This window comes from Gammaproteobacteria bacterium (genome assembly GCA_032250735.1).
Lineage (GTDB): Bacteria > Pseudomonadota > Gammaproteobacteria > SZUA-152 > SZUA-152 > SZUA-152.
Genome location: JAVVEP010000039.1, coordinates 1 through 22148, shown reverse-complemented (window position 1 = coordinate 22148; position 22148 = coordinate 1). Strand labels below are relative to the sequence as shown.

At 60.5% G+C, this 22148-nt stretch carries 18 protein-coding genes and 1 tRNA gene; 14 read left to right on the top strand and 5 right to left on the bottom strand.

Translation table 11 applies throughout. The features are described from left to right. Positions 1-224 precede the first annotated feature (224 nt). Together merB and RRB22_14780 are read right to left on the bottom strand one after the other, a co-directional pair. A complete protein-coding gene (gene merB / locus RRB22_14785; GenBank protein ID MDT8385671.1) occupies positions 225-887 on the bottom strand; it encodes an organomercurial lyase in 663 nt (220 codons plus the stop codon). 212 nt (positions 888-1099) lie between these two features. Continuing rightward, positions 1100-1186, bottom strand: a tRNA-Leu gene (locus RRB22_14780). Positions 1187-1300: 114 nt separating this feature from the next. Here RRB22_14780 and queA point away from each other — a divergent pair. Both queA and RRB22_14770 read left to right on the top strand, forming a co-directional pair. Beyond that, positions 1301-2338, top strand: a complete 1038-nt coding sequence (gene queA, locus RRB22_14775; GenBank protein ID MDT8385670.1) for a tRNA preQ1(34) S-adenosylmethionine ribosyltransferase-isomerase QueA — start codon at positions 1301-1303, stop codon at positions 2336-2338. Between the two features lie 29 nt (positions 2339-2367). Next, positions 2368-3486, top strand: coding sequence for a hypothetical protein (locus tag RRB22_14770; GenBank protein MDT8385669.1), 1119 nt, complete (start codon positions 2368-2370; stop codon positions 3484-3486). Between the two features lie 54 nt (positions 3487-3540). Here RRB22_14770 and RRB22_14765 read toward each other — a convergent pair whose 3' ends face one another. Together RRB22_14765 and moaB are read right to left on the bottom strand one after the other, a co-directional pair. Continuing rightward, a complete protein-coding gene (locus tag RRB22_14765; GenBank protein MDT8385668.1) occupies positions 3541-4161 on the bottom strand; it encodes a nuclease-related domain-containing protein in 621 nt (206 codons plus the stop codon). Positions 4162-4166: 5 nt separating this feature from the next. Beyond that, positions 4167-4685, bottom strand: coding sequence for a molybdenum cofactor biosynthesis protein B (moaB, locus tag RRB22_14760; GenBank protein ID MDT8385667.1), 519 nt, complete (start codon positions 4683-4685; stop codon positions 4167-4169). 172 nt (positions 4686-4857) lie between these two features. On the opposite strand from moaB, the gene RRB22_14755 reads away from it, so the two are divergent. From RRB22_14755 to lysS, 12 genes are all read left to right on the top strand, one after another. Further along, positions 4858-5139 (top strand): peptidylprolyl isomerase, encoded by a 282-nt coding sequence (locus RRB22_14755; GenBank protein ID MDT8385666.1) that lies wholly within the window; start codon positions 4858-4860, stop codon positions 5137-5139. A gap of 415 nt (positions 5140-5554) precedes the next feature. Continuing rightward, positions 5555-6826, top strand: a complete 1272-nt coding sequence (locus RRB22_14750; GenBank protein MDT8385665.1) for an efflux RND transporter periplasmic adaptor subunit — start codon at positions 5555-5557, stop codon at positions 6824-6826. Between the two features lie 11 nt (positions 6827-6837). Then, on the top strand, positions 6838-9954 hold the full coding sequence (locus RRB22_14745; protein ID MDT8385664.1) for an efflux RND transporter permease subunit: 3117 nt from the start codon (positions 6838-6840) through the stop codon (positions 9952-9954). Further along, the gene (locus tag RRB22_14740; protein ID MDT8385663.1) at positions 9951-10586 is read left to right on the top strand and encodes a TetR/AcrR family transcriptional regulator; all 636 of its coding nucleotides are present in this window, start codon (positions 9951-9953) and stop codon (positions 10584-10586) included. The genes RRB22_14745 and RRB22_14740 overlap by 4 nt, the downstream gene beginning before the upstream one ends. A gap of 381 nt (positions 10587-10967) precedes the next feature. Beyond that, complete coding sequence (locus RRB22_14735) at positions 10968-12968, top strand: FAD-dependent oxidoreductase (GenBank protein MDT8385662.1); 2001 nt, start codon at positions 10968-10970, stop codon at positions 12966-12968. An 8-nt stretch (positions 12969-12976) separates the two neighbouring features. Then, positions 12977-14395, top strand: coding sequence for a cytochrome c3 family protein (locus tag RRB22_14730; GenBank protein MDT8385661.1), 1419 nt, complete (start codon positions 12977-12979; stop codon positions 14393-14395). A 94-nt stretch (positions 14396-14489) separates the two neighbouring features. Further along, positions 14490-15065, top strand: coding sequence for a DUF3365 domain-containing protein (locus RRB22_14725; GenBank protein MDT8385660.1), 576 nt, complete (start codon positions 14490-14492; stop codon positions 15063-15065). A 168-nt stretch (positions 15066-15233) separates the two neighbouring features. Further along, positions 15234-15476, top strand: a complete 243-nt coding sequence (locus RRB22_14720) for a hypothetical protein (protein MDT8385659.1) — start codon at positions 15234-15236, stop codon at positions 15474-15476. A 31-nt stretch (positions 15477-15507) separates the two neighbouring features. Beyond that, positions 15508-16818 (top strand): DUF839 domain-containing protein, encoded by a 1311-nt coding sequence (locus RRB22_14715; protein ID MDT8385658.1) that lies wholly within the window; start codon positions 15508-15510, stop codon positions 16816-16818. A gap of 198 nt (positions 16819-17016) precedes the next feature. Further along, positions 17017-18750 (top strand): single-stranded-DNA-specific exonuclease RecJ, encoded by a 1734-nt coding sequence (gene recJ / locus RRB22_14710; GenBank protein MDT8385657.1) that lies wholly within the window; start codon positions 17017-17019, stop codon positions 18748-18750. Between the two features lie 136 nt (positions 18751-18886). Next, a protein-coding gene (gene prfB, locus RRB22_14705; GenBank protein ID MDT8385656.1) for a peptide chain release factor 2 occupies positions 18887-19985 on the top strand; the annotation gives its coding sequence in 2 pieces (ribosomal slippage) (positions 18887-18961 and positions 18963-19985; 1098 coding nt in all). Between the two features lie 117 nt (positions 19986-20102). After that, the gene (lysS, locus tag RRB22_14700; protein MDT8385655.1) at positions 20103-21629 is read left to right on the top strand and encodes a lysine--tRNA ligase; all 1527 of its coding nucleotides are present in this window, start codon (positions 20103-20105) and stop codon (positions 21627-21629) included. Positions 21630-21752: 123 nt separating this feature from the next. On the opposite strand, the gene RRB22_14695 is transcribed toward lysS, so the two are convergent. After that, positions 21753-22148, bottom strand: a 396-nt coding sequence (locus tag RRB22_14695) for a cytochrome c3 family protein (protein ID MDT8385654.1), incomplete at its 5' end; no start/stop codon positions are given.

The following is a 22148-nucleotide window of genomic DNA, read 5'->3' as shown; positions in this document are numbered from 1 at the left end:
GCAAAATACGGCATCAAATGCTTTGTTGGTGGGCTTTAAGTTACGGATTCAGGTAATAGTCTGACTGAAAATACCCTGGCATGTCTGCGATTCATATTGCTTATATACAGGCCCGGATCGCTCGCATCCTGTCATATTATAGCCATGGAAGTTTATGCTTGTCCTATCTTTAAAATTAATGCCCCAATGCCCGGACTTTGCGGTTCGGCCGGTAACCCAGCCAGCTAGTCATGAATCAACGGCATGAAGAAACGTGACGCAAACTCCAGCGCCTCGTGTATTGCAAAGATCTGTCGTTGATCCGCTGCCTGTTTCAGCCAGCGGTTGGCCGCAACTTCGTGTTTGAGGAAAATCATCTCCAGGCACAAGCTGTCCGCACAGCAGCTGTCGGAGGATGCCGCACCCCAGTTGATGCCAACGTACAGATCATCAGCACTGGCTTGATCGAGACCACCGTGCGCCCATTGGCGGATGGTGATCGGTGACCGCGTCACATGGCAGCGCGAACTAATGGTGGTGGCCAGCCTGAACATCGGACTCACGGCTAGGGCATCCAGCGCGCACATGCAGTGCACGGTATGTCCGTTTACGGTTACGCGATGCTCGCGTGCCTGCATGCTGAACGGATACGCCCCGATGGGGTTTCCGTGGTCATCAAAAACCACCAGATCATTGTGTTTGAGGATGTCCACTGCGGCATCGATATCATCGACCTGCTGCGCCATCTCGTGGCGGGTGAGTGAGCGCCCCAACTCGATATAGGCCTGCAGTGTCGCCCGATGCAGTTTTTGCAGGGATGGGTCCAGGGCGCGGTGACGGGCCGCAAGGGGCAGGATCTGGTTGAGGCGCACAACGGCGGCGCTGATCTTTTGTTCGGTGTTTTGCATAACCGGAGTGTACCCGGATGTGTCGCCAGGCGGGTGGCCAAATGGACAGGTCGCCGACGCCTGGGATCCTTTGTCCGCTGACCGGCGGGCGTTCATTCTCGGTAAACTAATGCACTTGGCAAAAGCCTCTGGCCGGAAAGCAAAAAACCCCTAAAATCAGAATTTTAGGGGTTTGGGGTGTTCTGTGGCCGATCAGACGTATGCAAGAGGATTGGTACCGAGGGCCGGAATCGAACCGGCACTCCCGTGAAGGAACCGGATTTTGAATCCGGCGCGTCTACCAGTTCCGCCACCCCGGCATCCTCGCGTCTTGATCTAGCGACGGCGCACATCATAGGTGTTTCGCGCAGGCGAGGCAAGTGAGGGCCGGTGAATAAACCGTCGGCCGCGATTGTTTGCTACACTCGCGCGCCATGCGCCGTAGTGATTTCCAATTTCAACTCCCTCCCGAACTGATCGCCCAGCATCCGCTGCCACAACGTACCGCCAGTCGCCTGCTGACCCTGCTGGCGGGTGACACGGCGCGTGACCGGCAGTTTGCGGACATCGTTGAGCTGCTGCAGCCCGGCGATCTGCTGGTGATGAACAATACGCGCGTGATTCCCGCCCGGTTGTTCGGCCACAAGGCTACCGGCGGCAGGATCGAGGTGCTGGTTGAGCGGGTGCAGGATACGCATCGCGTCCTGGCCCATGTGCGGGCCAGCAAGTCGCCTCGAGCGGGCGCGGTGCTGAGCCTGGAGGGCGGGATCAGCGCCACGGTGGAGGGGCGGGAGGGCGAGTTGTTTGCGCTGACGCTGGCCGGCGATGGCGATGCATCGGCGGTCGCCCTGCTGGAGGCGCACGGCCACATGCCCCTGCCGCCGTACATCGAGCGCGCCGATCAGCTGGCGGATCGGGAGCGCTATCAGACGGTGTTTGCCCAGCGCCAGGGGGCGGTGGCGGCGCCAACGGCGGGTCTACACTTTGATCAGGCGCTGCTGGATGCGCTGGCGCGCAAGGGGGTCGAATCCAGTTTCGTGACCCTGCATGTGGGGGCCGGCACCTTCCAGCCGGTGCGCGCCGAGTTGATTGCCGATCACCACATGCACGCAGAAACCATCGAGGTGTCCGCGCAGACGGTGGCCGCGGTAGAGGCGACGCGGGCGCGGGGTGGGCGGGTGGTGGCGATTGGCACCACCAGTGTGCGTGCCCTGGAGAGTGCCGCCGCCGGTGGGACATTGAAACCCTTTCAGGGCGATACGGATATCTTTATTACCCCCGGCTATCGGTTTCGGGTGGTCGATGCACTGCTGACCAATTTTCATCTGTCCGAGTCGACACTGCTGATGCTGGTCTGCGCCTTTGCCGGGTATGAACGGGTGATGGCGGCCTATCGGCACGCGATTGAACAGCGCTATCGTTTTTTCAGTTACGGTGATGCGATGTTCCTGACCCGGCAGGCGCCGGAATAACTTGCTGCATAACAGATAACCAATAATAGATGACTTCAGATATCCCTCTACAAACCGGTCAGCAAGACTCTCAACAAGTCACGCAACAAGTCCCGCAACACACCCAGCCGGTGTCGCGCAGTTGTACCCTGGTGCTGCCGGGACTGCTGGACCTTCCCGCTGCGGAAAGCCAATCCGCCTTTGCGCGGCTGGGTCGCCTGCCCGCACTGGAGCTGTTTTTCTCCCGCGCGAAACGTCGTGACTTCTCCGGCGCGGGGATGGAGGCGGTAATGTTTGATCTGTTCGATGTTACGCGTGCGGCTGATCACGACAAACCGGTGGCGGCGACGACCTATGCCGCTGACACCGGACAGAGGAATACCGGCTGGTGTCTGCGGGCCGATCCAGTACATCTGGTGCCCGATCGTGATCAGCTGGTATTGATGATGCCGGAAGTGCTGTCGCTGTCCCAGGCGGAGGCCGATCGTCTGATCGCGGATCTCAATGCGGTGTATGCCGAGGATGGCTGGCGATTCGAGGCCTGTACGCCGGAGCGATGGTATCTGCATCTTCCCGCCGATCCCCAGCTGCGCAGCTATGATTTAGCGCAGGTGCGTGGCCGCGCGATCGGTAACTTTTTGCCCTCTGGACCTAACGGCAAACAGTGGCACCGGATTATGAACGAAGTGCAAATGGTATTGCATGCCAGCGTCGTGAATATAGAACGACAGGCCGCAGGGCGTTTGCCGGTCAGCAGTCTATGGTTTTGGGGCGGTGGCAAGACGCCCGAGGTCGGGCACAGTCGCTGGAGCAAACTGTGGAGCCATGAGCCGGTCAGCCTGGGGCTGGCCGCCCTGTCCAGCACGCCCAGAAGGGCCATGGCGGAAAGCGCCGGTGCATGGTTACAGACCGCACGTTCGCCCGGCGAACATCTGCTGGTACTGGATAGTTTGCAGCAGGCCTGGCAGAGCAACGGGGTTGCGGCGTGGGAGCGGCAGCTGGGTGTCATTGAAAAAGACTGGGCGGTCCCACTGCTGGCGGCGCTGCGTCGGGGTGAGATCACCGAGCTGTCGGTCTGTACCTGTGAGGGCCACCGTTACACCCTGACACGTGCCGGCCTCAAACGCTGGTGGCGACGCCGGCGACCGCTAGCGGCCTATGCTGAATGAGTCGTTTAGCGGACACGCAACACCGTAGGTGGTGTGGCGTGGGTAATTCGCGGCCTAACGCAGGTTTGCGGCGCGGGTGCTGATGGAAAGGTTATGCAACGCATCCCAGGCATGGGTAAGCCCTTCGCTCACGGGCTGTTCTGGCGCAATCAGTTCACCGAGATTTTCTTTCAGTTCATCAATCATGCTCACCTGATCGGGAATACCCTTCGGAAAATTTCCCGCGTTGGTGAAGGCGACCCAGCCATCAATCCGCCAGTCGGACTTTTTATCGAGCGCGGTCTGCTGTTCAATATTCCAGCCGATGGCCTGGCATTTATGCTGGTTGCTGTACAACGGATTACTGAATTTGTAGGTTTTGCCGTTAAGCACCTGCGACCACTGATCCACGGTTTCGCCACCAAACAGATGGCCCTCTATGTGTTCGAGATCGAGCACCACAAAGCCGTTTGGGGATAACAATAAGTAGTCTATAAAAGCCAGGCCATCCACTCCGTCGGGGAACACCAGATTGTGCAGGTACTTGACGCCCAGTGATTCGATGACCTTTTTGGCATGGCGCTGATGTTGTCCTTTTTTGGACTGCTTCCAGATGAAGAAGATGACCCCCAAAAGGGTCAGCAGGGCAAGCGCCTCGAAAATATAAAACAGGCTGTCGATGGAAATGACTGACATCGGTATTAACGCTCTTTCAGGCGTGGAATCAACATCGCCAGATTGCACGGACTGGTGCGGTGGTCGAGCTGGTCCTTGATGATATTGTCCCAGCCGGTTCTGCAGGCGCCGGAAGAACCGGGCAGACAGAACAGATACGTGCCATTGCTGACGCCGGCCAGTGCCCGCGACTGCAGCGCCGAGGTCTTGATCTCACCGAAGGAGATCATGCGGAACATCTCACCGAAGCCCTCGATCTCCTTGTCCAGCAGGGGCTGAAAGGCCTCGGGCGTGCCGTCGCGACCAGTCACCCCGGTGCCGCCGGTGCTGAGTACCACATGCACCGCGGGGTCGGCGATCCAGCGCGATATGACGGCGCGGATCTGATAGATGTCATCGGCGGCAATGGCCTTTTCCGCCAGCCGGTGGCCGGCCTCTTCCAGTCGGCTGACCAGCACCTGACCGGAGGTGTCTTCGGCCTCGGTGCGGGTATCGGAAACCGTCAGCACGGCAATGTTCAGGGGGATGAATTCACGTGGTTTCATAAGGGGCTCATTACGGCTCGGTGGCGGGTGTGTACGGCGGTGGATAAAACTCGCCGGGATTATACCGTTCCACCGGCCCGGGGAAAACGACTGATTTACATCTGTTATACTTTCGCGCCCCAACCGGGCAGGGCCTGCCCTGAAAACGTTTTATTTTTTGAAGGAGAAGAAGATGACTGAAGCAACCGCGCGACACATTCTGGTGGCCACCGAAGAACAGTGTCTACAATTGAAAAGCGAGATCGAGGCCGGCGCCGATTTCGGTGAGATGGCCAGGCAGCATTCCAGCTGCCCCTCCGGCGCACAGGGCGGCGATCTGGGTACCTTTGGTCCCGGTATGATGGTGCCCGAATTTGACCGGGTGGTGTTCAGCGCCGAACTGAACACGGTGCAGGGTCCGGTGCAGACCCAGTTTGGTTATCATCTGCTGGATGTGACCAGTCGGACTGATTGAGAGTTGGGTGATAAGTGCTGAGTGCGTAGGGCGCAATAACCGAAGGGCATTGCGCCGCATGAAAAGCTACTCCTAAAAGTAGAATCGTTTTGATTGGCTGTGGAAAATGTTTCATAGAGCAATTTTTCTATAGTGCCTTGGTGTCACTTGTTGGCTGGGGGTAGGTATAGGCTTCCATAAAAGTACGCTACGTTTTTTTTCGTGGCGGCTGACCATACGGCGCAATGCCCTTCGGTTATTGCGCCCTACGGCACTGGGGTTTGGTTTTTACGTAGTCCTCAGCACTTAGCACTCAAACCCTGTCTCCTGGGCGGGGGCGTAACGCCTTGCAAAAAAGAGAATGATCGTTCACTCTATCGCGTCGTTTGTCCCTGGTCGCTTGCCTGTGCGCAGGCCATTGCTATCGAGGTTTTCCATGTCCGCACCGAAGTCCACACTGATGTCCTCACTGTCCCCTGTACCCCTGTTCGCACTGACGGCGCGGTTCAAATCGGTGCTTTGGCCAGTGTTCTGTCCGGTATGCTGGCCGCTGCCGCGCGCGGCCTTTTGCGGCGCGGCGCTGGGTGTCATCCTGCTGGCGGGCTGTGGCCAGGAACAGGCCGGCGCTCCTGCGCAGCGGCTGGCCCCCGAGGTCGCGGTGGTCACTCTGGAGGCGGGCCCGATCACCCTTACCCGGGAGCTGCCCGGGCGCGTGCATGCCTCGCTGGTAGCCGAGGTGCGGCCGCAGGTGGACGGTATCGTCAGGGATCAACTGTTCACCGAGGGCGGTGAGGTACGCCAGGGCCAGCCGCTGTATCAGCTGGATGACGCCATTTATCAGGCCGAGCTGAACAGCGCTCAGGCGGGGCTGGCGCGGGCCAGGACCCTCCTCGAAAACGCACAGAATACGGCGCGGCGTGCGGCGGAGATGGTGAAGATCAATGCGGTCAGCCAGCAGGTCAACGACGATGCGCAGGCCGTCCTGCTGCAGGCCCAGGCGGATTTCAAGGTGGCCGAGGCGGCGGTTGTCAGCGCCCGGGTGGTGGTGGATTACAGCCGTGTGGTGGCGCCGATCAGCGGCAACGTCGGCAAGTCGTCGGTGACCCGGGGCGCGCTGGTGACGAGCAACCAGACGGCAGCGCTGGTGACTGTGCAACAGCTCGACCCCCTGTACGTGGAACTGACCCAGTCCAGCGGCGACTGGCTGGCGTTGCGCAAGGCCATTGCCGCCGGCAGCCTGGTCCAGGGCGAGGAACTGCCGGTCGGCATCCTGCTCGGGGATGGCAGCCGCTATCCCCATGAGGGGCGCATCGCCTTTGCCGAGCCGAGCGTCGATCCGGGCACGGACAGTTTTACGCTGCGCGTGGTGGTGCCCAATCCGGATCGGCTGCTGATGCCCGGTATGTTCGTGCGCGCGGTGATCGGCCGCGGTGTGCGCCCGGCTGCGCTGCTGGTGCCGCAGCAGGGCATCGCTCGTGATCCCATGGGCAACGCCCGCGCGATGGTGGTCGGGGAGGATGGCAAGGTCGAGGCGCGCACAGTCGTCGTCAGCGAGACGGTGGGTGATCAGTGGCTGGTGGAGACTGGGCTGGTTGCGGGTGAGCGGGTGGTCGTCGAAGGCCTGCAGAAGATCCGCCCCGGCGCCATGGTGCGCACTGTACCGGCGGCACTCAACACCCCGGCCGCGCATAGCGGCGGCGCGAACTAGAGGCGACCCAGATGGCACGTTTTTTTATCGACCGACCGGTGTTCGCCTGGGTGATCGCGATCATCATCATGCTCGCCGGCGGACTGGCCCTCACCCAGCTCGGGATCGAGCGCTATCCGACCATTGCGCCACCGACCATCAATGTCGAGTCCACCTATCCCGGCGCCTCGGCCAGGGTGGTGGAGGACTCGGTGACGCAGATTATCGAGCAGAATATGAAGGCGCTCGACGGCCTCATCTATATGTCGGCGACCAGCGAGAACAACGGCCGTTCCGCCGTCACCCTGACCTTCGCCAACCACGTGAACCCGGACATCGCCCAGGTCCAGGTGCAGAACAAGCTGCAACTGGCCATGCCCCTGCTGCCACAGCAGGTGCAACGCCAGGGCGTGACGGTGAGCAAGGCACGCACCGGCTTTCTGATGGTGGCCGGCTTTGTCTCGCGGGACGGTCGCATGACCCGCGCGGATATCTCCGACTATGTCTCCGCCAACCTCATTGATCCGCTGAGCCGCGTGCCGGGGGTCGGCAATATCCAGGTGTTCGGCGCCCAGTATGCGATGCGTATCTGGCTGGATCCAGACCGCCTGCATACCCACAACCTGTCCACCAGCGAGGTGATCGCGGCGATCCAGGCCCAGAACCAGCAGGTGGCGGTCGGCCAGCTCGGTGGCACGCCGGCCATCGACGGCCAGCAGCTCAACGCGACCATCACCGCCCAGGGCCGCCTGCAGACGGCGGAAGAATTCCGCGCGATCGTGGTGCGCAGCAATCCCGACGGCTCGGTGCTGCGGCTTGGCGATATCGCCCGGGTGGAGCTGGGCGCGGAAAATTACGAAAACATCTCGCGTTACAACGGCCAGCCGGCCGCCGGTATCGCGATCTCGCTGGCCACCGGCGCCAATGCGCTGGAGACGGCCGCCGCGGTCAGGCAACGGCTGGATGAACTCAAGCCCTTCTATCCGCAGGGCATGGATGTGGTGTTCCCCTTCGACACCACGCCCTTCATCCGGGTGTCGATCGAGGGCGTGGTCACCACCCTGGCGGAGGCCATCGTGCTGGTGTTCCTGGTGATGTACCTGTTCCTGCAGAATTTTCGGGCCACGCTGATCCCTACCCTGGCGATCCCGGTGGTGCTGCTCGGCACCTTCGGGGTGCTCTCCGCGCTGGGGCTGTCCATCAATATGCTGACCATGTTCGCGATGGTGCTGGCCATCGGCCTGCTGGTGGATGACGCGATCGTGGTGGTGGAGAACGTCGAGCGCATCATGAGCGAGGAGGGGCTGTCGCCGCTGGAGGCGACCCGCAAGTCGATGGAGCAGATCACCGGCGCACTGATCGGCATTGGACTGGTGCTGTCCGCGGTGTTTGTCCCCATGGCCTTCCTCGGGGGTTCCACCGGCATCATCTATCAGCAGTTTTCGGCCACCATTGTCTCGGCCATGTTGCTGTCCGTGCTGGTCGCCATTGTGCTCACGCCGGCCCTGTGCGCGACGCTTCTCAAGCCGCTGCACAAGGGCGAGCATCACGGCACGAGAGGCTTTTTCGGCTGGTTCAATCGAAACTTTGAGCGCAGCACGCGCCAGTATCAGGGCGCCGTGCGCGGCATTCTCGGCCGTGGGGTGCGCTTCATGGCAATCTATGTGGCGCTATTTGCAGTGATGCTGGTGCTGTTCATGCGGGTGCCCGGTTCCTTTCTGCCGGACGAGGATCAGGGCGTGCTGTTCTCCATGCTCAAGACGCCGGTGGGCGCGACCCAGCAACGCACCATGGAATCGATCCTGAAAATGGAGCAGCACTTCCTGGAAAACGAAAAGCAGGCGGTGAAATCCGTGTTCAGCGTGCAGGGTTTCAGTTTCAGCGGTCGTGGTCAGAACAACGGTATCGCCTTCGTCAATCTCAATGACTGGGATGAGCGGGATAGCGAGGCGCTCTCGGCCAAGGCGGTGGCCGGTCGCGCCATGGGTGCGCTCAGCCAGGTCAAGGATGCGATGATCTTCACCTTTGCGCCGCCGCCCATGCCGGAGCTGGGCAGGGCAGCCGGCTTCGTGTTCTTCCTCAAGGACAACGCCAACCTGGGGCACGATGCGCTGATGAATGCGCGCAATCAGTTTATGGGAGCAGCCGGCGCGAGTCCGCTGATCACCAACGTGCGCCCCAACGGCCAGGAGGACAGTCCCCAGCTGCATCTGCAGGTGGACACGGAAAAGGCCGCCGCGCTGGGGCTGTCCATTGCCGGGATCAATGCGACCCTGACGGCCGCCTGGGGCGGGCAGTACATTGATGATTTTATCGACCGGGGCCGCGTCAAGCGGGTCTTCATTCAGGCCGATGCCCCGTTCCGCATGGTGCCCGATGATTTCCGGCGCTGGTCGGTGCGCAACAACCAGGGACAGATGGTGCCGGTCTCCGCCTTCACCACCGCCAGCTGGGAATACGGTTCACCGCGCCTGGAGCGTTACAACGGAATGCCGGCCATGGAGATGAATGGCGAGGCCGTACCCGGCACCAGTTCCAGTGAGGCGATGGCCGAGGTGGAGCGTCTGGTGTCGCAACTGCCCGCGGGCATCGGCATGGAATGGACGGCGCTGTCCTATCAGGAACAGCAATCCGGCTCGCAGACCCCGCTGCTGTATAGCCTGTCGCTGCTGATCGTGTTTCTGTGTCTGGCGGCCCTGTATGAGAGCTGGTCGGTGCCGACAGCGGTGCTGATGGTGGCGCCGCTGGGCATCCTTGGTACGGTAGTGGCCGCCACCCTGCTGGGCATGGAGCGTGATGTCTATTTCCAGGTAGCGATGCTGACCACGGTGGGGCTCACCAGCAAGAACGCTATCCTGATCGTCGAGTTCGCCAAGTCAAATCTGGAGCAGGGCATGGAACTCATTGCCGCCACCATGACTGCGGTGCGCGATCGCCTGCGTCCCATCCTCATGACCTCGCTGGCGTTTGGTCTGGGTGTGTTACCGCTGGCCATCTCCACCGGCGCGGGCTCCGGCGCGCAGCGTGCGATCGGCACCGGCGTGCTGGGCGGCATGCTGCTTGGCACCTTCCTCGGCCTGTTCTTTATTCCGCTGTTCTTCGTAGTGGTGCAGCGGCTGTTTGTGCGCCGCAAGGAGACAACGGCATGAGCGCAAAGCCCGCCGACACCGAGCGGCGTAGTGAGCGGGCCCAGGCGCAGTGCGAGCGGATTCTCTGCGCCGCGCAACAGTGTTTTATCGAGCACGGGTTTCATGCCGCCAGTATGGCCGGCATCGCCGAAGCGGCGCAGATGAGTCCGGGACTGATCTATCGCTATTTCCCCAGCAAGAGCGCGATCATTCTGGCCATCATCCAGCGCCAGCTCGAGGAGAAGCGGGCCGACATCGCCGCCCTGCAGGGCGAAAGCGATCTGGCCCCCTGCATCGAGGATCTGTTCCGTCGCTGGCAGACCGGTGACCGGCAGGTGATGAACGCGCCGCTGTTTCTGGAGATGACGGCGGAGGCAAGTCGTGATCCCCACATCGCCGATGCCGTGCGCAACGCCGACCGGCTCGCCCAGGCCGATTTCAGTGCATGGCTGCGACAGCGCAAGGCAGATGAAGGCAAGGACATCTCAGGCCAGGAGGCACAGTGGCGCACCTTTATACTGCAATGTTTCATCGAGGGTCTGGCGATCCGCGCCATTCGTGAACCGGACCTTGACCGGACCCTGCTCAGCCACAGCCTGGACAGGCTGCTACCTTTTATCCTCTCGGGAAACGACAAGGATAACTCTAAGTAGTTATCAGCTGTCGGGCGCTGTTTGATTCCACCGCCGGGCCGTCCCTGTGTCAGCCGCCCCCGTCACTACCCAGATCCTCGCACCATTTTGAACAGTGGCCATCATGGCCTGCACCATCGTTGCGCCCCGCGTCATCGTTCAACCCCGATAATCCATCGCCAGCGCCTGACTAATCGCCACTTGTTTGCGAGACAGCGGATCTGGCACGGGGATTGCTCTTCCGTTATTGAATGCCTCAACGCATGTCGAGGTAGCTCACAGATGATTTAGCCAACGGCGGCTCAGTGTGGACAACGGCGTCCATGGAATTCGGTTTTTTACCGGACTCCATGGACGTTTTTTTTCGGCAATGAAAATCAAACACAACAAAGAGTACCGGTGATGCTGCAGGCTCAGGAATTCGTCAGGCCAGAGAATGAAAATTCAGGATTCCGCCTGGTGCTGGATGAGCCGGTGGTGATCGTCGGCAATGGTCCGGTCGGTATGCATTGCGCGCGTGAACTGCTGCAGCGCAATCCCGCTGCGCAGATTGTGATTTATGGCAACGAGCGTCATTTGCCGTATAACCGCGTCAAACTTTCCTATCTGCTAGCAGGCGAGCTGGACTGGAATGCCTTGCTCGACCCCTTGCAGATTCCGGCAACGGCGTCCGTCGATGAACGTATCGGCTATACGATTTCACGTATCGATACACAAAATCGATATGTCGAGGATCAGCAGGGCAATCGCCAGTCCTATCAAAAGCTGATCCTGGCCACGGGTTCCCGTGCGCATATTCCCGGCATCCCCGGCATTGATCTCACGGGCGTGTTTACCTTTCGTAACCTGGATGATGCCAACCTGTTGCTGGCGCGACAGGTGCGGACACAACATACCGTTATTCTGGGTGGTGGCCTGCTGGGTCTTGAGGCGGCGCGCGGAATGCAGCGCAGCAATACCCGGGTCACCGTTATTGAACATGCCGATCGTCTGCTGAGCCATCAGCTGGATGAAGAGGCCTCGGCGATGCTGCAAAAGCGTATCCGCGGCATGGGCATCATGACGGTGGTGGGTGATGCGGTGTCGGAGGTGCAGGGTGGGCCGCGTGTGACCGCCATCAAGATGCGTTCCGGGCGGATCATCGATTGCGACACCGTGGTAGTGGCGACCGGGATACGTTCCAACATCGATCTGGCCAGGGCGGCGGGAATCGCCTTCGGCCATGGGATTCGCGTGGATGACGCTATGCAGACCTCGGTGCCGGATGTGTACGCCGTGGGTGAATGTGCCGAGCATCGCGGCAGGGTCTATGGCGTGGTCGCGCCGGGGCTGGAACAGGCCGCGGTTGCGGCAAACCATATCGCGGGACAGGCAGGCCACTACCAGGGCTCGGTCATCTCCGCGCACCTGAAGGTGGTGGGTTGCACGCTGTTCAGCATGGGGCCCGTGGGCGCCGGCGCAAGCCCCAATTATGGTAAGGACCATGTTTACGCCGATCCCGGTCAGGCCATTTATCGCAAGCTGTTGATCCATCGCAATCGCCTGGTCGGCGCCATCGGCGTCGGTGACTGGGCCGAATCCTCGCTGTTGCAAAGCGGCATCATCGACCGACAGTGGATATGGCCCTGGCAGTTATTCCGTTTTCGCTACACGGGAAATCTATGGCCCGAAGAGGAGGCCGTGCATGTGGCCCAGTGGCCGGCGACGGCCGCCGTGTGTCAATGCACCGGCGTCACCCGTGGTCGCATCGGCGAGGCCATACAGTGCGGTGCTGTGACCGTCGCCGATGTCAGTCGCATCACCGGTGCCGCCAGTGTCTGCGGCTCATGTCGACCCCTGCTGCAGGAGCTGGTGGGCCAGGGCACACCCGAACCCGTGGCATGGCACAGACTGCTGGCCGGTGCGGCGCTGTTGAGTTTTTTTGCCGCGCTGGCGGTATTGCTGTTGCCGCCTATTCCCTATGCCGACAGCGTGCAGCTGGCCTGGCGCTGGGATCAGCTGTGGCGCGACGGCCTGCTCAAACAGATCAGTGGCTACAGCCTGTTAGGTCTGTTCGTTGTGGGCCTGCTGGTCTCACCGCGCAAACGCCTCAGAAGATTTCAAACCCTGGGCAGTTTTGATGCCTGGCGTCTGGCGCACATCGCGCTGGGCCTGCTGGTCATTCTCGGCCTGGTGGCGCACACCGGGATGCGCCTGGGTGATGGCATCAACTTTGTGCTGATGGTGTCGTTTACCGCCACCCTGATCCTCGGCGCCATGGCGACGGCGATTATCTCCCGGCAGCACCGCATGGGAGCCAGTGCCACACGGCTGCGGCGTAAGGCCATCGGCTGGCACATTTTTCTGTTCTGGCCGGTGCCGGTGGTGCTGAGCCTGCATGTACTGAAGAGCTATTACTTCTGATGGTGATCATGGCCCTTTCAAAAACACGCCTGTTGTGGCCGGCCTGGTTGCTGAGCAGCATCGTCATCGGGCTGGTGTACGGCGGAAAATTATTCACCGCCGAAGACCGGCAGGTTTTTATGCCGGGCCCCTTGAGCAACGGCCATTATCAGCTAACGGAAAAATGCGAGCTTTGTCATGGCGATGCCTTTGGCGGGGATAAGGACAGCGGCGAGGTGCTACAGGCGGCGTGCATAAGGTGTCATGGCAAGGAGCGTCAAAAGCCGTTTGATTCCCACCCGCAGGAAAAATTCAAGGATCCACGTAATGCCGACCGACTGCAAAAGATTGATGCACTGCGCTGCGTCAGTTGTCACACGGAACATCGCCCCGAGATTACACGCAAGGATGGTGTGACCCAGCCCCGGGATGTCTGCTATCACTGTCACCGTGACATTGCCGAGGATAGACCCACGCATCGGGCCATGCCGTTTGACAGTTGTACGGATTCGGGCTGTCACAATTTTCATGACAATCGCGCGCTGTACACCGCGTTCCTGATAAAAAACAGCGGCAAGCCGGATACCCGTGAGCCGGCGACAATTCCGCAACGGGAATTCGCCAGCACCCTCGATGAGGTGGCCGACTATCCGCGTGATCAATATCCGCTGCAAGCGCTGGTCGCGGCGCAGGCCGATGCCGTCGGGCCGCTGTCGGCAACGATCGTGCGTGACTGGGCAGAGACGGCGCATGCCCGTTCCGGCGTGAACTGTACGGCCTGTCATGTGCTGGGCAATGTCCCGGAGAGCCTCGGGGCAGCGAGCGCGCAATGGACGGATAGACCCACTCAGGCCCGATGTGCGGTCTGTCATCAACACGAGGTGCAGCGCTTTGGCCGTAGCAAGCATGGCCTGCGCGAAGCGGTGGGTCTGCCGGCGATGACGCCGGCCCAGGCGCGATTGCCGATGCACGACAAGCTGGCGCATCAGGCGCTGGATTGTAACAGCTGTCACAGCGGCCACCGTTTTGATGTGCGCACCGCGGCGGTGGAGGCCTGTCTTGGGTGTCATGCCGACGAACACAGCCAGGCGTATAAAAAATCCCGCCACTATGGCCTGTGGCAGGCCGAGCTTGCAGGAACGGCGGAGGCCGGCACCGGGGTGAGCTGCGCCACCTGCCACCTGCCGCGGATCAGTTTCGATGTCAGCGAATGGTCGAGTCGGATTATGGTCGACCACAACCAGGGCGCAAACCTGTCCCCCAATAGCAAGATGATCCGCTCGGTCTGTCTTCAGTGCCACAGTCTGGCGCTGAGTCTGGATGCGCTTGCCGACCCGGCGCTGATCCAACGCAATTTTGACGGCCCGTCTGCGGTACAGGTAACGAGCATGAAGATGGCGGTGGAAGACCAGCAGCGTCGAAAGCAAAAACGTAGCGACAGGGAATGAAACAGGGAGCAGAGGTTTAAAAAATAGATTTTCAGTTATTCAGTGATGGAAGTGTAGGGCGTGTAATGAAACTTAATCAACAGGAGATAATAAAATGCGTAAAACAAGCATATTGATCTGCAGTACTGTGCTGAGCGTAGGTGTCATGGGCGGGGCAAATGCCGTCGATAGCGTGCCGGTGAAGGTGATGGCCGATGCCCTGCATCTGGTGCTGGACTCTGATCGTACCGTGTATACCCAGAAGATCGTCAATCGGCTGGTGAAGAAGGAAAAGGTCATCAAGGCGAGTGAACATTTTGAGGACGACAAGGCCCTGGCCCTGCCTGCCCAGATGTTCCGCTTTGGTTCCGAGCTGGCGATGAAGCGTTCCGAGGCGATGCCAGATGTGAATTTCAGTTACTCGCTGCAATCCCTGTGGCCGGTCAACAAACAAAACGAACCCAAGACCCAGGCGGAAAAGGATGGCCTGAAGTACGTAGCGGAAAACAAGGGTAAAAACTATTACACGACCGAGACACTGGGCGGCACGAAATATTTTACCGCGGTGTATGCGGATACGGCGGTGGCCCCCGTGTGTGTCTCCTGCCATAACGACCACCCGGACACGCCAAAGTTCGACTTCAAGATTGGCGACGTGATGGGGGGTGTGGTGATCCGAATCCCGCTGTAGTGCCCGCACGGAATCGTGTGCAGGCCGTGTACAGGCTGGCAGTGCATCGGGCGCTGCCGGCCTTTTTTGTCATTACCACACCCGGCACCTCAACACCCCTCGGTGCACCGGCCGTGGGCGTTATAAGGATAGTGCGTAGGGCGCAATAACCGAAGGGCATTGCGCCGCATGAAAGTGACCAACCGCTATGGCTTGGATTCTATATCTGCTTGCCATTTCCCTTGTTATTATTGCGGCCACTTTCACGCGTCCATCTTCGGCGTCATTCGGGTACTGTTCCCGGCCCACCTCATCGACGTCATAAAAGATTCATTTGTCTGTCACGCCGATTTCATCTTTGCCCCCAATACTTGCCGCCAGCTGAGTGCCACGGGAGTGGATGATCCGCACCGGGTGCCAGCGATACGCTAAATCAGATCCATCTATTGGAGAGTCTACGAACATGATGAAGAAAAAAATATTGGCCACGGCCATTACGGCGGCGATGGCGACATCAATGGTTATTTCCGGCAACGCCGTTGCCGACAAAGGTAGCAACACGGGTCCCTTTGGTTTCACACCGATCAAGGAATCCGCCAATAGCGCAGACTGGGATGTGACCGCGCCGTGGATACTGCCCAAGGGTTTCACCCAGACCATCGTGTCTGACGAAACCGATCTGAATATCTATGACGGCGGTCAGACCGACTGGCCGGACATGAATGTGGTGAATGAGACCGGCGCCATGATGGGCCGCTTCATGTATCGCACGCATGAGCTGCGCGGTCATCCGGCCGGTGGTGCGGTTTCCGTGATCGATCTGAAGACCGGTGAGACCACGCTGCTGGCGCAGGACCCCGGTTATCGGGCGCTGGACGGCATCCGCTGGACGCCCTGGGGCACGGTGCTGTTTGCCGAAGAGACCACCAATGGTCGTTTGTTTGAGATCTCCCTGAACGCGGACATGGTCACTGCGGCCAGCATTGATGAACGCCCGGCGGTCGGCCTGCTGGCCCATGAAGGTATCGATCTCGACGCCGACGGCAACATCTACGTGGTGGATGAGCACCGTGGTCGCTCGGTCGGTTGTAACGGTGTGGTGCCCTGCGGCGGCGGGGTGTACAAGTTTGTGCCCAATAGCTATGGCGATCTCTCTGCCGGTGAACTATACGCACTGAAGGTGACGGGACCTGATGGCACCGGCCAGGGTGAATGGGTGGGGCCGATTGATCCCCTCAATGCCCGCACCTCCGGCACTCAATTCGGTGGCCAGAGCTACCAGCGTCCGGAAGATCTGGAGATCATCGGCGACACCCTGTATGTGGCCGTTACCGAAGGTCCCCGTGATGAAAAGGGCAAGGAGTTTTACGAAGGCCGCATCATCGCCATTGATCTGAAGACCATGACCGTGGGTAACTTCATCAAGCCCGGCGTCAACGTGCCGGTCGAGATCGGCAAGCCGGGCGAGGCCGGTCATCAGAGCGGTTGGGACAGCGCCGACAATCTGGCCGAGACCCCTGACGGCAAGCTGGTGATCATTGAAGACAATAAGCCATCGGATATCTGGATTGCTACCACCAAAACCAACGAGTATGGCGCCTCCAAGGATGTCTGGCTGTTCGGTTCGTTGACGGATCCGGGTGCGGAAGGCACCGGAATCTATTTTGGTAAAGACCCCCATACCATGTATGTGAACGTGCAGCACTCGGCAGCGCCGGATGGTGATGCGACCTGGGCGATTACCAAACAGCAGCACGACAAGCACGACCACTAAGGAGTCTTGTTTTACAGGGATGCTAGCTAGGGACAGCCGGCAGGGACGCCTGTCTGATACGATGAAAGGAAACGCGGTCTTCGGGCCGCGTTTTTTTTGCCTGTTCTGATCGTGGCCCTGGTGATGGCGCCGTGGTGCCATGGTCTTTTAGACCGTATAATTTGCCTCCTCTCAGGCAACGAGTTTCCTCATTTTCTAATGGGTATCACCATCACACAGCGCCCCACCACCATCGCCCCCGCCCTGATGGAGGCGGGTCTGCAACCCATACTGGCCCGTATCTATGCCCAGCGTGGCATCGCCTCGATGGATCAGCTGGAACAGGGCCTGGCCCATCTGCTGCCGCTGGACCCATTACAGGGCGTCGCTCAGGCCGCCGAGTTGCTGGCCGAGGCGCTGAGCGTCCAGTCGCGTATTCTGATCATCGGCGATTTTGATTGCGATGGCGCCACCAGCTCGGCCCTGGCGGTGCGGGCGTTGCGGCTGATGGGGGCAGCGACGGTGGATTATCTGGTGCCCAACCGGTTTGAATACGGCTACGGCCTGACGCCGGAGATCGTGGCAGTGGCGGCCCAGCGCAGCCCGGACCTGATCGTCACCGTGGACAACGGCATCTCCAGCCTGGACGGCGTGGCGGCGGCCAATGCGCGGGGGATACGGGTGCTGGTGACGGATCACCATCTGCCGGGCAGCGAGTTGCCGGCGGCCGCCGCGATCGTCAATCCCAATCAGCGGGGGGATGCCTTCCCCAGCAAAAATCTGGCCGGGGTCGGGGTGATCTTCTACGTGATGCTGGCCCTGCGCGCGGTCCTGCGGGAGCGCAACTGGTTTGCCGAACAGGCCATTGCCGAGCCCAACCTGGCGAACCTGCTGGATCTGGTGGCGCTGGGCACGGTGGCCGATGTGGTGCCGCTGGATCACAATAATCGCATCCTGGTGGGGCAGGGACTGGCGCGGATTCGGGCCGGGACCTGCAGTGCGGGGATCCACGCGCTGATCGCGGTGAGCCGACGCAATCCGGCCGAGCTGGCAGCCTCCGACCTGGGTTTTGCGCTGGGGCCGCGACTCAACGCCGCGGGTCGGCTGGACGATATGTCGCTGGGCATCGAGCTGTTGCTGACCGATGACCCGACGCGCGCCGCCGAACTGGCGCAGCGCCTCGAAGGGCTCAACCATGAGCGTCGCCACATCGAAGCCGAGATGAAGGAGGAGGCCATGCTCCGCCTCGATGAGATGGAGCTGGACGAGGCGGCGCAAGACCTGCCGGTGGGCCTGTGTCTGTTCGAGCCCCACTGGCATCAGGGCGTCATCGGCATCCTCGCCTCGCGCATCAAGGACCGCCTGCACCGGCCGGTGATCATCTTCGCCCAGGCCGATGACGGCAGCCTCAAGGGCTCGGCGCGCTCGGTGCCGGGGCTACACATCCGCGATGCCCTGGATGCGGTGGCCGCCGGTAACCCCGGCCTGCTGAGCAAGTTCGGCGGCCATGCCATGGCCGCCGGACTGAGCCTGGCATTGGAGGATTTCGGGCGCTTTAGCGCGGCCTTCGACGCCGAGGTGCGCCGTCACCTCGGCCCGCAAGACCTGCGCCGGGAGATCCTCAGCGATGGCGCACTGGCCGGGGACGAACTGAATCTGGAGCTGGCCGAGGCCCTGCGTGCCGGTGGCCCCTGGGGCCAGGGCTTTCCCGAGCCGCTGTTCGATGGCGTGTTTGAGCTGGTGAGCCGGCGCATCGTCGGCGAAAAGCACCTCAAGCTGGTGCTGCGGCCCATCACCGGGGGACAGCCCATCGATGCCATTGCCTTTAATACCGTCGATGATGACTGGCCCGCCGGAGTCAGTCAGGTGACGCTGGCCTACCGGCTGGATGTCAATGAATTCAATGGCCGGCGCAGCGCGCAGTTGATGGTCGAACACATCGAGCCTTGTTGAGGACTATGTTGAACGCCAGGCCGGGGCAGCACTTGGACTAACACGCCGCACGCGCCGCAATTCACCCCGGCCCCGGGCTGCTGTATCATGGCGCGTTTTTCCGCCGCTTAATTTCGTTTTAAAGGGTTTTACCGACATGCTGGAAATTGGCCTCATCACCTCCCGTATCAAAGACATGCAAGGGCGCGTCGACGTCCTGAGGGGGTATCTTTGACTACGACACCAAGTGTGAACAGCTGGTCGAGGTAGCCCGCGAGCTGGAGGTCCCCGAGATCTGGAGCAATCCGGAGCGCGCCCAGGCCCTGGGCCGAGAACGGGCGGCGCTGGAAGAGGTGGTCGGCACCATCCGCAAACTGGACAGCAAGCTGGGCGAGGCCGGCGACCTGCTGGAGATGGCCGCCGAGGAAGACGACCAGGACACCCTGGACGCGGTGAGCGCCGACCTCGACGCGCTGGAGGCCCAGCTGGCCAGGCTGGAATTCCGCCGCATGTTTTCCAACCCCATGGATCCCAACAATGCCTATCTCGACATCCAGTCCGGCTCCGGCGGCACCGAGGCGCAGGACTGGGCCGAGATGCTGCTGCGCATGTACCTGCGCTGGGGCGAGGCGCGTGGTTTCAAGACCGAACTGGTGGAGGCCTCGGCGGGCGATGTGGCCGGCATCAAAAGCGCCACCATCCACTTCGAGGGCGAATACGCCTTTGGCTGGCTGCGCACCGAGACCGGCGTGCATCGACTGGTGCGCAAATCACCGTTTGATTCCGGCGGCCGTCGGCATACCTCGTTTGCATCGGTGTTCGTCTCACCAGAAGTAGATGACGATATTGAAATCGACATCAATCCTGCCGACCTGCGGATCGACGTGTATCGCGCCTCCGGCGCGGGTGGCCAGCACGTCAACCGTACCGAGTCGGCGGTGCGTATCACCCACAACCCCACCGGCATCGTGGTACAGTGCCAGAACGACCGCTCGCAGCACAAAAACAAGGCCTCGGCAATGAAACAGCTGAAGGCCAAGCTGTATGAATACGAGATGCAGAAACGTAATGCGATTCAGCAGGTGGTGGAAGACGGCAAGGCCGATATCGGCTGGGGCAGCCAGATCCGATCCTATGTGCTGGATCAATCGCGCATCAAGGATCTGCGCACCGGCATAGAAACCGGCAACACCCAGGCGGTGCTGGACGGCGGGCTGGACATCTTTATTGAGGCGAGCCTGAAGAGCGGCCTGTAGCTGCCCGCCGGAATGCCCGCCGGGTTAGCGCCAGTTTGCGCTGTGTATTACCTCTGGAAAATCAGGCACAAAATATATAACTATTATTAGCAACATCAACCTGAGAAAATATTCTCCATGTCAGATCAAGAAAACACCCCCGTTGAAGAACAAACCGTTGATACCAATGCGCTGATCGAACAGCGCCGCAGTAAACTGGCGGCCATACGCGAGGCGGGCGATGCCTTTCCCAACGATTTTCGACGCGATGTGATGGCCGGCGAATTGCACGCCGAATATGGCGAAAAATCCAACGAAGAGCTGGAAGCCAGCCCGGTGCGGGTCAAGGTGGCGGGGCGCATGATGAGCCGTCGCATCATGGGTAAGGCGAGCTTTGTCCACCTACAGGACATGTCGGGCAAGATTCAGCTGTTTGTAACGCGTGACGATCTGGCCGAGAATTTTTACAACGAACAGTTCAAAAAATGGGATGTCGGCGACATCATCGGTGGCGAAGGCGTGCTGTTTAAAACCAAAACCGGCGAGCTGTCCATAAAAGTGGATCACATCCGTCTGCTCACCAAATCCCTGCGCCCGCTGCCGGAGAAATGGCACGGCCTGGCGGATCAGGAAACCAAATATCGCCAGCGCTATGTGGATCTGATCATGAACGAGGTGGCGCGCGACACCTTCCGTGTGCGCTCACAGGTGGTGGACTACCTGCGCCGCTTCCTGCTGGATCGCAGCTTCATGGAAGTGGAAACCCCGATGATGCATGTGATCCCCGGCGGCGCCACGGCACGTCCCTTTGTCACTCATCACAATGCCCTGGACATGGGACTGTATTTGCGGGTCGCACCGGAGCTGTATCTGAAGCGCCTGGTGGTGGGTGGTTTTGAACGGGTGTTCGAGATCAACCGCAACTTCCGCAACGAAGGCCTGTCGACCCGTCACAATCCCGAATTTACCATGGTCGAGTTTTATCAGGCCTATGCCGATTACCGCGACCTGATGGACCTTACCGAAGACATGCTGCGCGGCATGGCGCAGGAGATTCATGGCACCACGGTGCTGCCGTATCAGGGGGAAACGTTTGATTTTGGCAAACCCTTTGCGCGCATGACGGTGGTGGAATCCATCCTGCACTTCAATCCCGATCTGGGCCTGGAACAGTTGCAGAGTCTGGATGCCGCACGCAAGGTCGCCGAGGCGCTGAAGATTCCGCTCAAGGACAGCTATGGTCTGGGCAAGGTGCAGATCGAAATCTTTGAAAAGACCGTCGAACACAAACTCAAGGACCCGACCTTTATCACGGCCTATCCTACCGAGGTCTCACCATTGGCACGGCGCAGTGATAACGACCCCTTGGTCACCGACCGTTTTGAATTCTTTGTCGGCGGCCGCGAACTGGCCAACGGCTTTTCCGAGCTTAACGACGCCGAAGATCAGGCCGAACGTTTCCGCAGCCAGGTCGCGGAAAAAGAGGCAGGCGATGACGAAGCCATGCACTACGATGAAGACTACATCGTCGCCCTCGAACACGGCATGCCACCCACCGCCGGCGAAGGCATCGGCATCGACCGTCTGGTGATGCTATTCACCGACTCACCCTCCATTCGTGATGTGCTGCTGTTCCCGCACATGCGTCCGAAACGGCTGTCATAAGTCTTGTTTAACCGCCCTGTGCAGGGGCGGTCACACCTCCGAGCGAGCTTTGCCGCGAGCCTGTCGCCGCTATTGCTTCAGCGTATGTCGATGTTCTCCATCCACCCCGCTGAATGCGCCCGATCAATCCCATTGCCGATCACTGACTCTATGGCAGCCTGATTCGGCGCAGTTCTTGTTTTGCGCCACGGTGCCGGCCTTTCCACCGTTGTGATCCGATTCGGGCTCGAAATCCCTCTCATGGCAGGCGGCGCAGAAGGGCGCGTAGGTCGGTGAGGGGTAGCGAATGGTCTCGTCATTGTCGGTATGACAGGAGCTGCAGGTCAGCCCCAGTCGCGAGTTGTGGTCGCCCGGATAGTCGCTGTTGTTGGCATGCGTGTAGTTATTCGCCGGCGCCCAGCCATTGGTGGAGTGACAGACGTTGCAGTCCTCGGTGGTGACGAAGTGGTTGCCTGGCTGTCCGGTGGCGGTATTGCCGTCGTGACAGGAGGCGCAGTTGCCGGTGATGCCCTGGTGGTC

Coding starts and splice junctions, on each gene's coding strand:
- merB (MDT8385671.1), bottom strand. CDS start 887: ATGCAAAACACCGAACAAAAGATCAGCGCCGCCGTTGTGCGCCTCAAC.
- queA (MDT8385670.1), top strand. CDS start 1,301: ATGCGCCGTAGTGATTTCCAATTTCAACTCCCTCCCGAACTGATCGCC.
- RRB22_14770 (MDT8385669.1), top strand. CDS start 2,368: ATGACTTCAGATATCCCTCTACAAACCGGTCAGCAAGACTCTCAACAA.
- RRB22_14765 (MDT8385668.1), bottom strand. CDS start 4,161: ATGTCAGTCATTTCCATCGACAGCCTGTTTTATATTTTCGAGGCGCTT.
- moaB (MDT8385667.1), bottom strand. CDS start 4,685: ATGAAACCACGTGAATTCATCCCCCTGAACATTGCCGTGCTGACGGTT.
- RRB22_14755 (MDT8385666.1), top strand. CDS start 4,858: ATGACTGAAGCAACCGCGCGACACATTCTGGTGGCCACCGAAGAACAG.
- RRB22_14750 (MDT8385665.1), top strand. CDS start 5,555: ATGTCCGCACCGAAGTCCACACTGATGTCCTCACTGTCCCCTGTACCC.
- RRB22_14745 (MDT8385664.1), top strand. CDS start 6,838: ATGGCACGTTTTTTTATCGACCGACCGGTGTTCGCCTGGGTGATCGCG.
- RRB22_14740 (MDT8385663.1), top strand. CDS start 9,951: ATGAGCGCAAAGCCCGCCGACACCGAGCGGCGTAGTGAGCGGGCCCAG.
- RRB22_14735 (MDT8385662.1), top strand. CDS start 10,968: ATGCTGCAGGCTCAGGAATTCGTCAGGCCAGAGAATGAAAATTCAGGA.
- RRB22_14730 (MDT8385661.1), top strand. CDS start 12,977: ATGGCCCTTTCAAAAACACGCCTGTTGTGGCCGGCCTGGTTGCTGAGC.
- RRB22_14725 (MDT8385660.1), top strand. CDS start 14,490: ATGCGTAAAACAAGCATATTGATCTGCAGTACTGTGCTGAGCGTAGGT.
- RRB22_14720 (MDT8385659.1), top strand. CDS start 15,234: ATGAAAGTGACCAACCGCTATGGCTTGGATTCTATATCTGCTTGCCAT.
- RRB22_14715 (MDT8385658.1), top strand. CDS start 15,508: ATGATGAAGAAAAAAATATTGGCCACGGCCATTACGGCGGCGATGGCG.
- recJ (MDT8385657.1), top strand. CDS start 17,017: ATGGGTATCACCATCACACAGCGCCCCACCACCATCGCCCCCGCCCTG.
- lysS (MDT8385655.1), top strand. CDS start 20,103: ATGTCAGATCAAGAAAACACCCCCGTTGAAGAACAAACCGTTGATACC.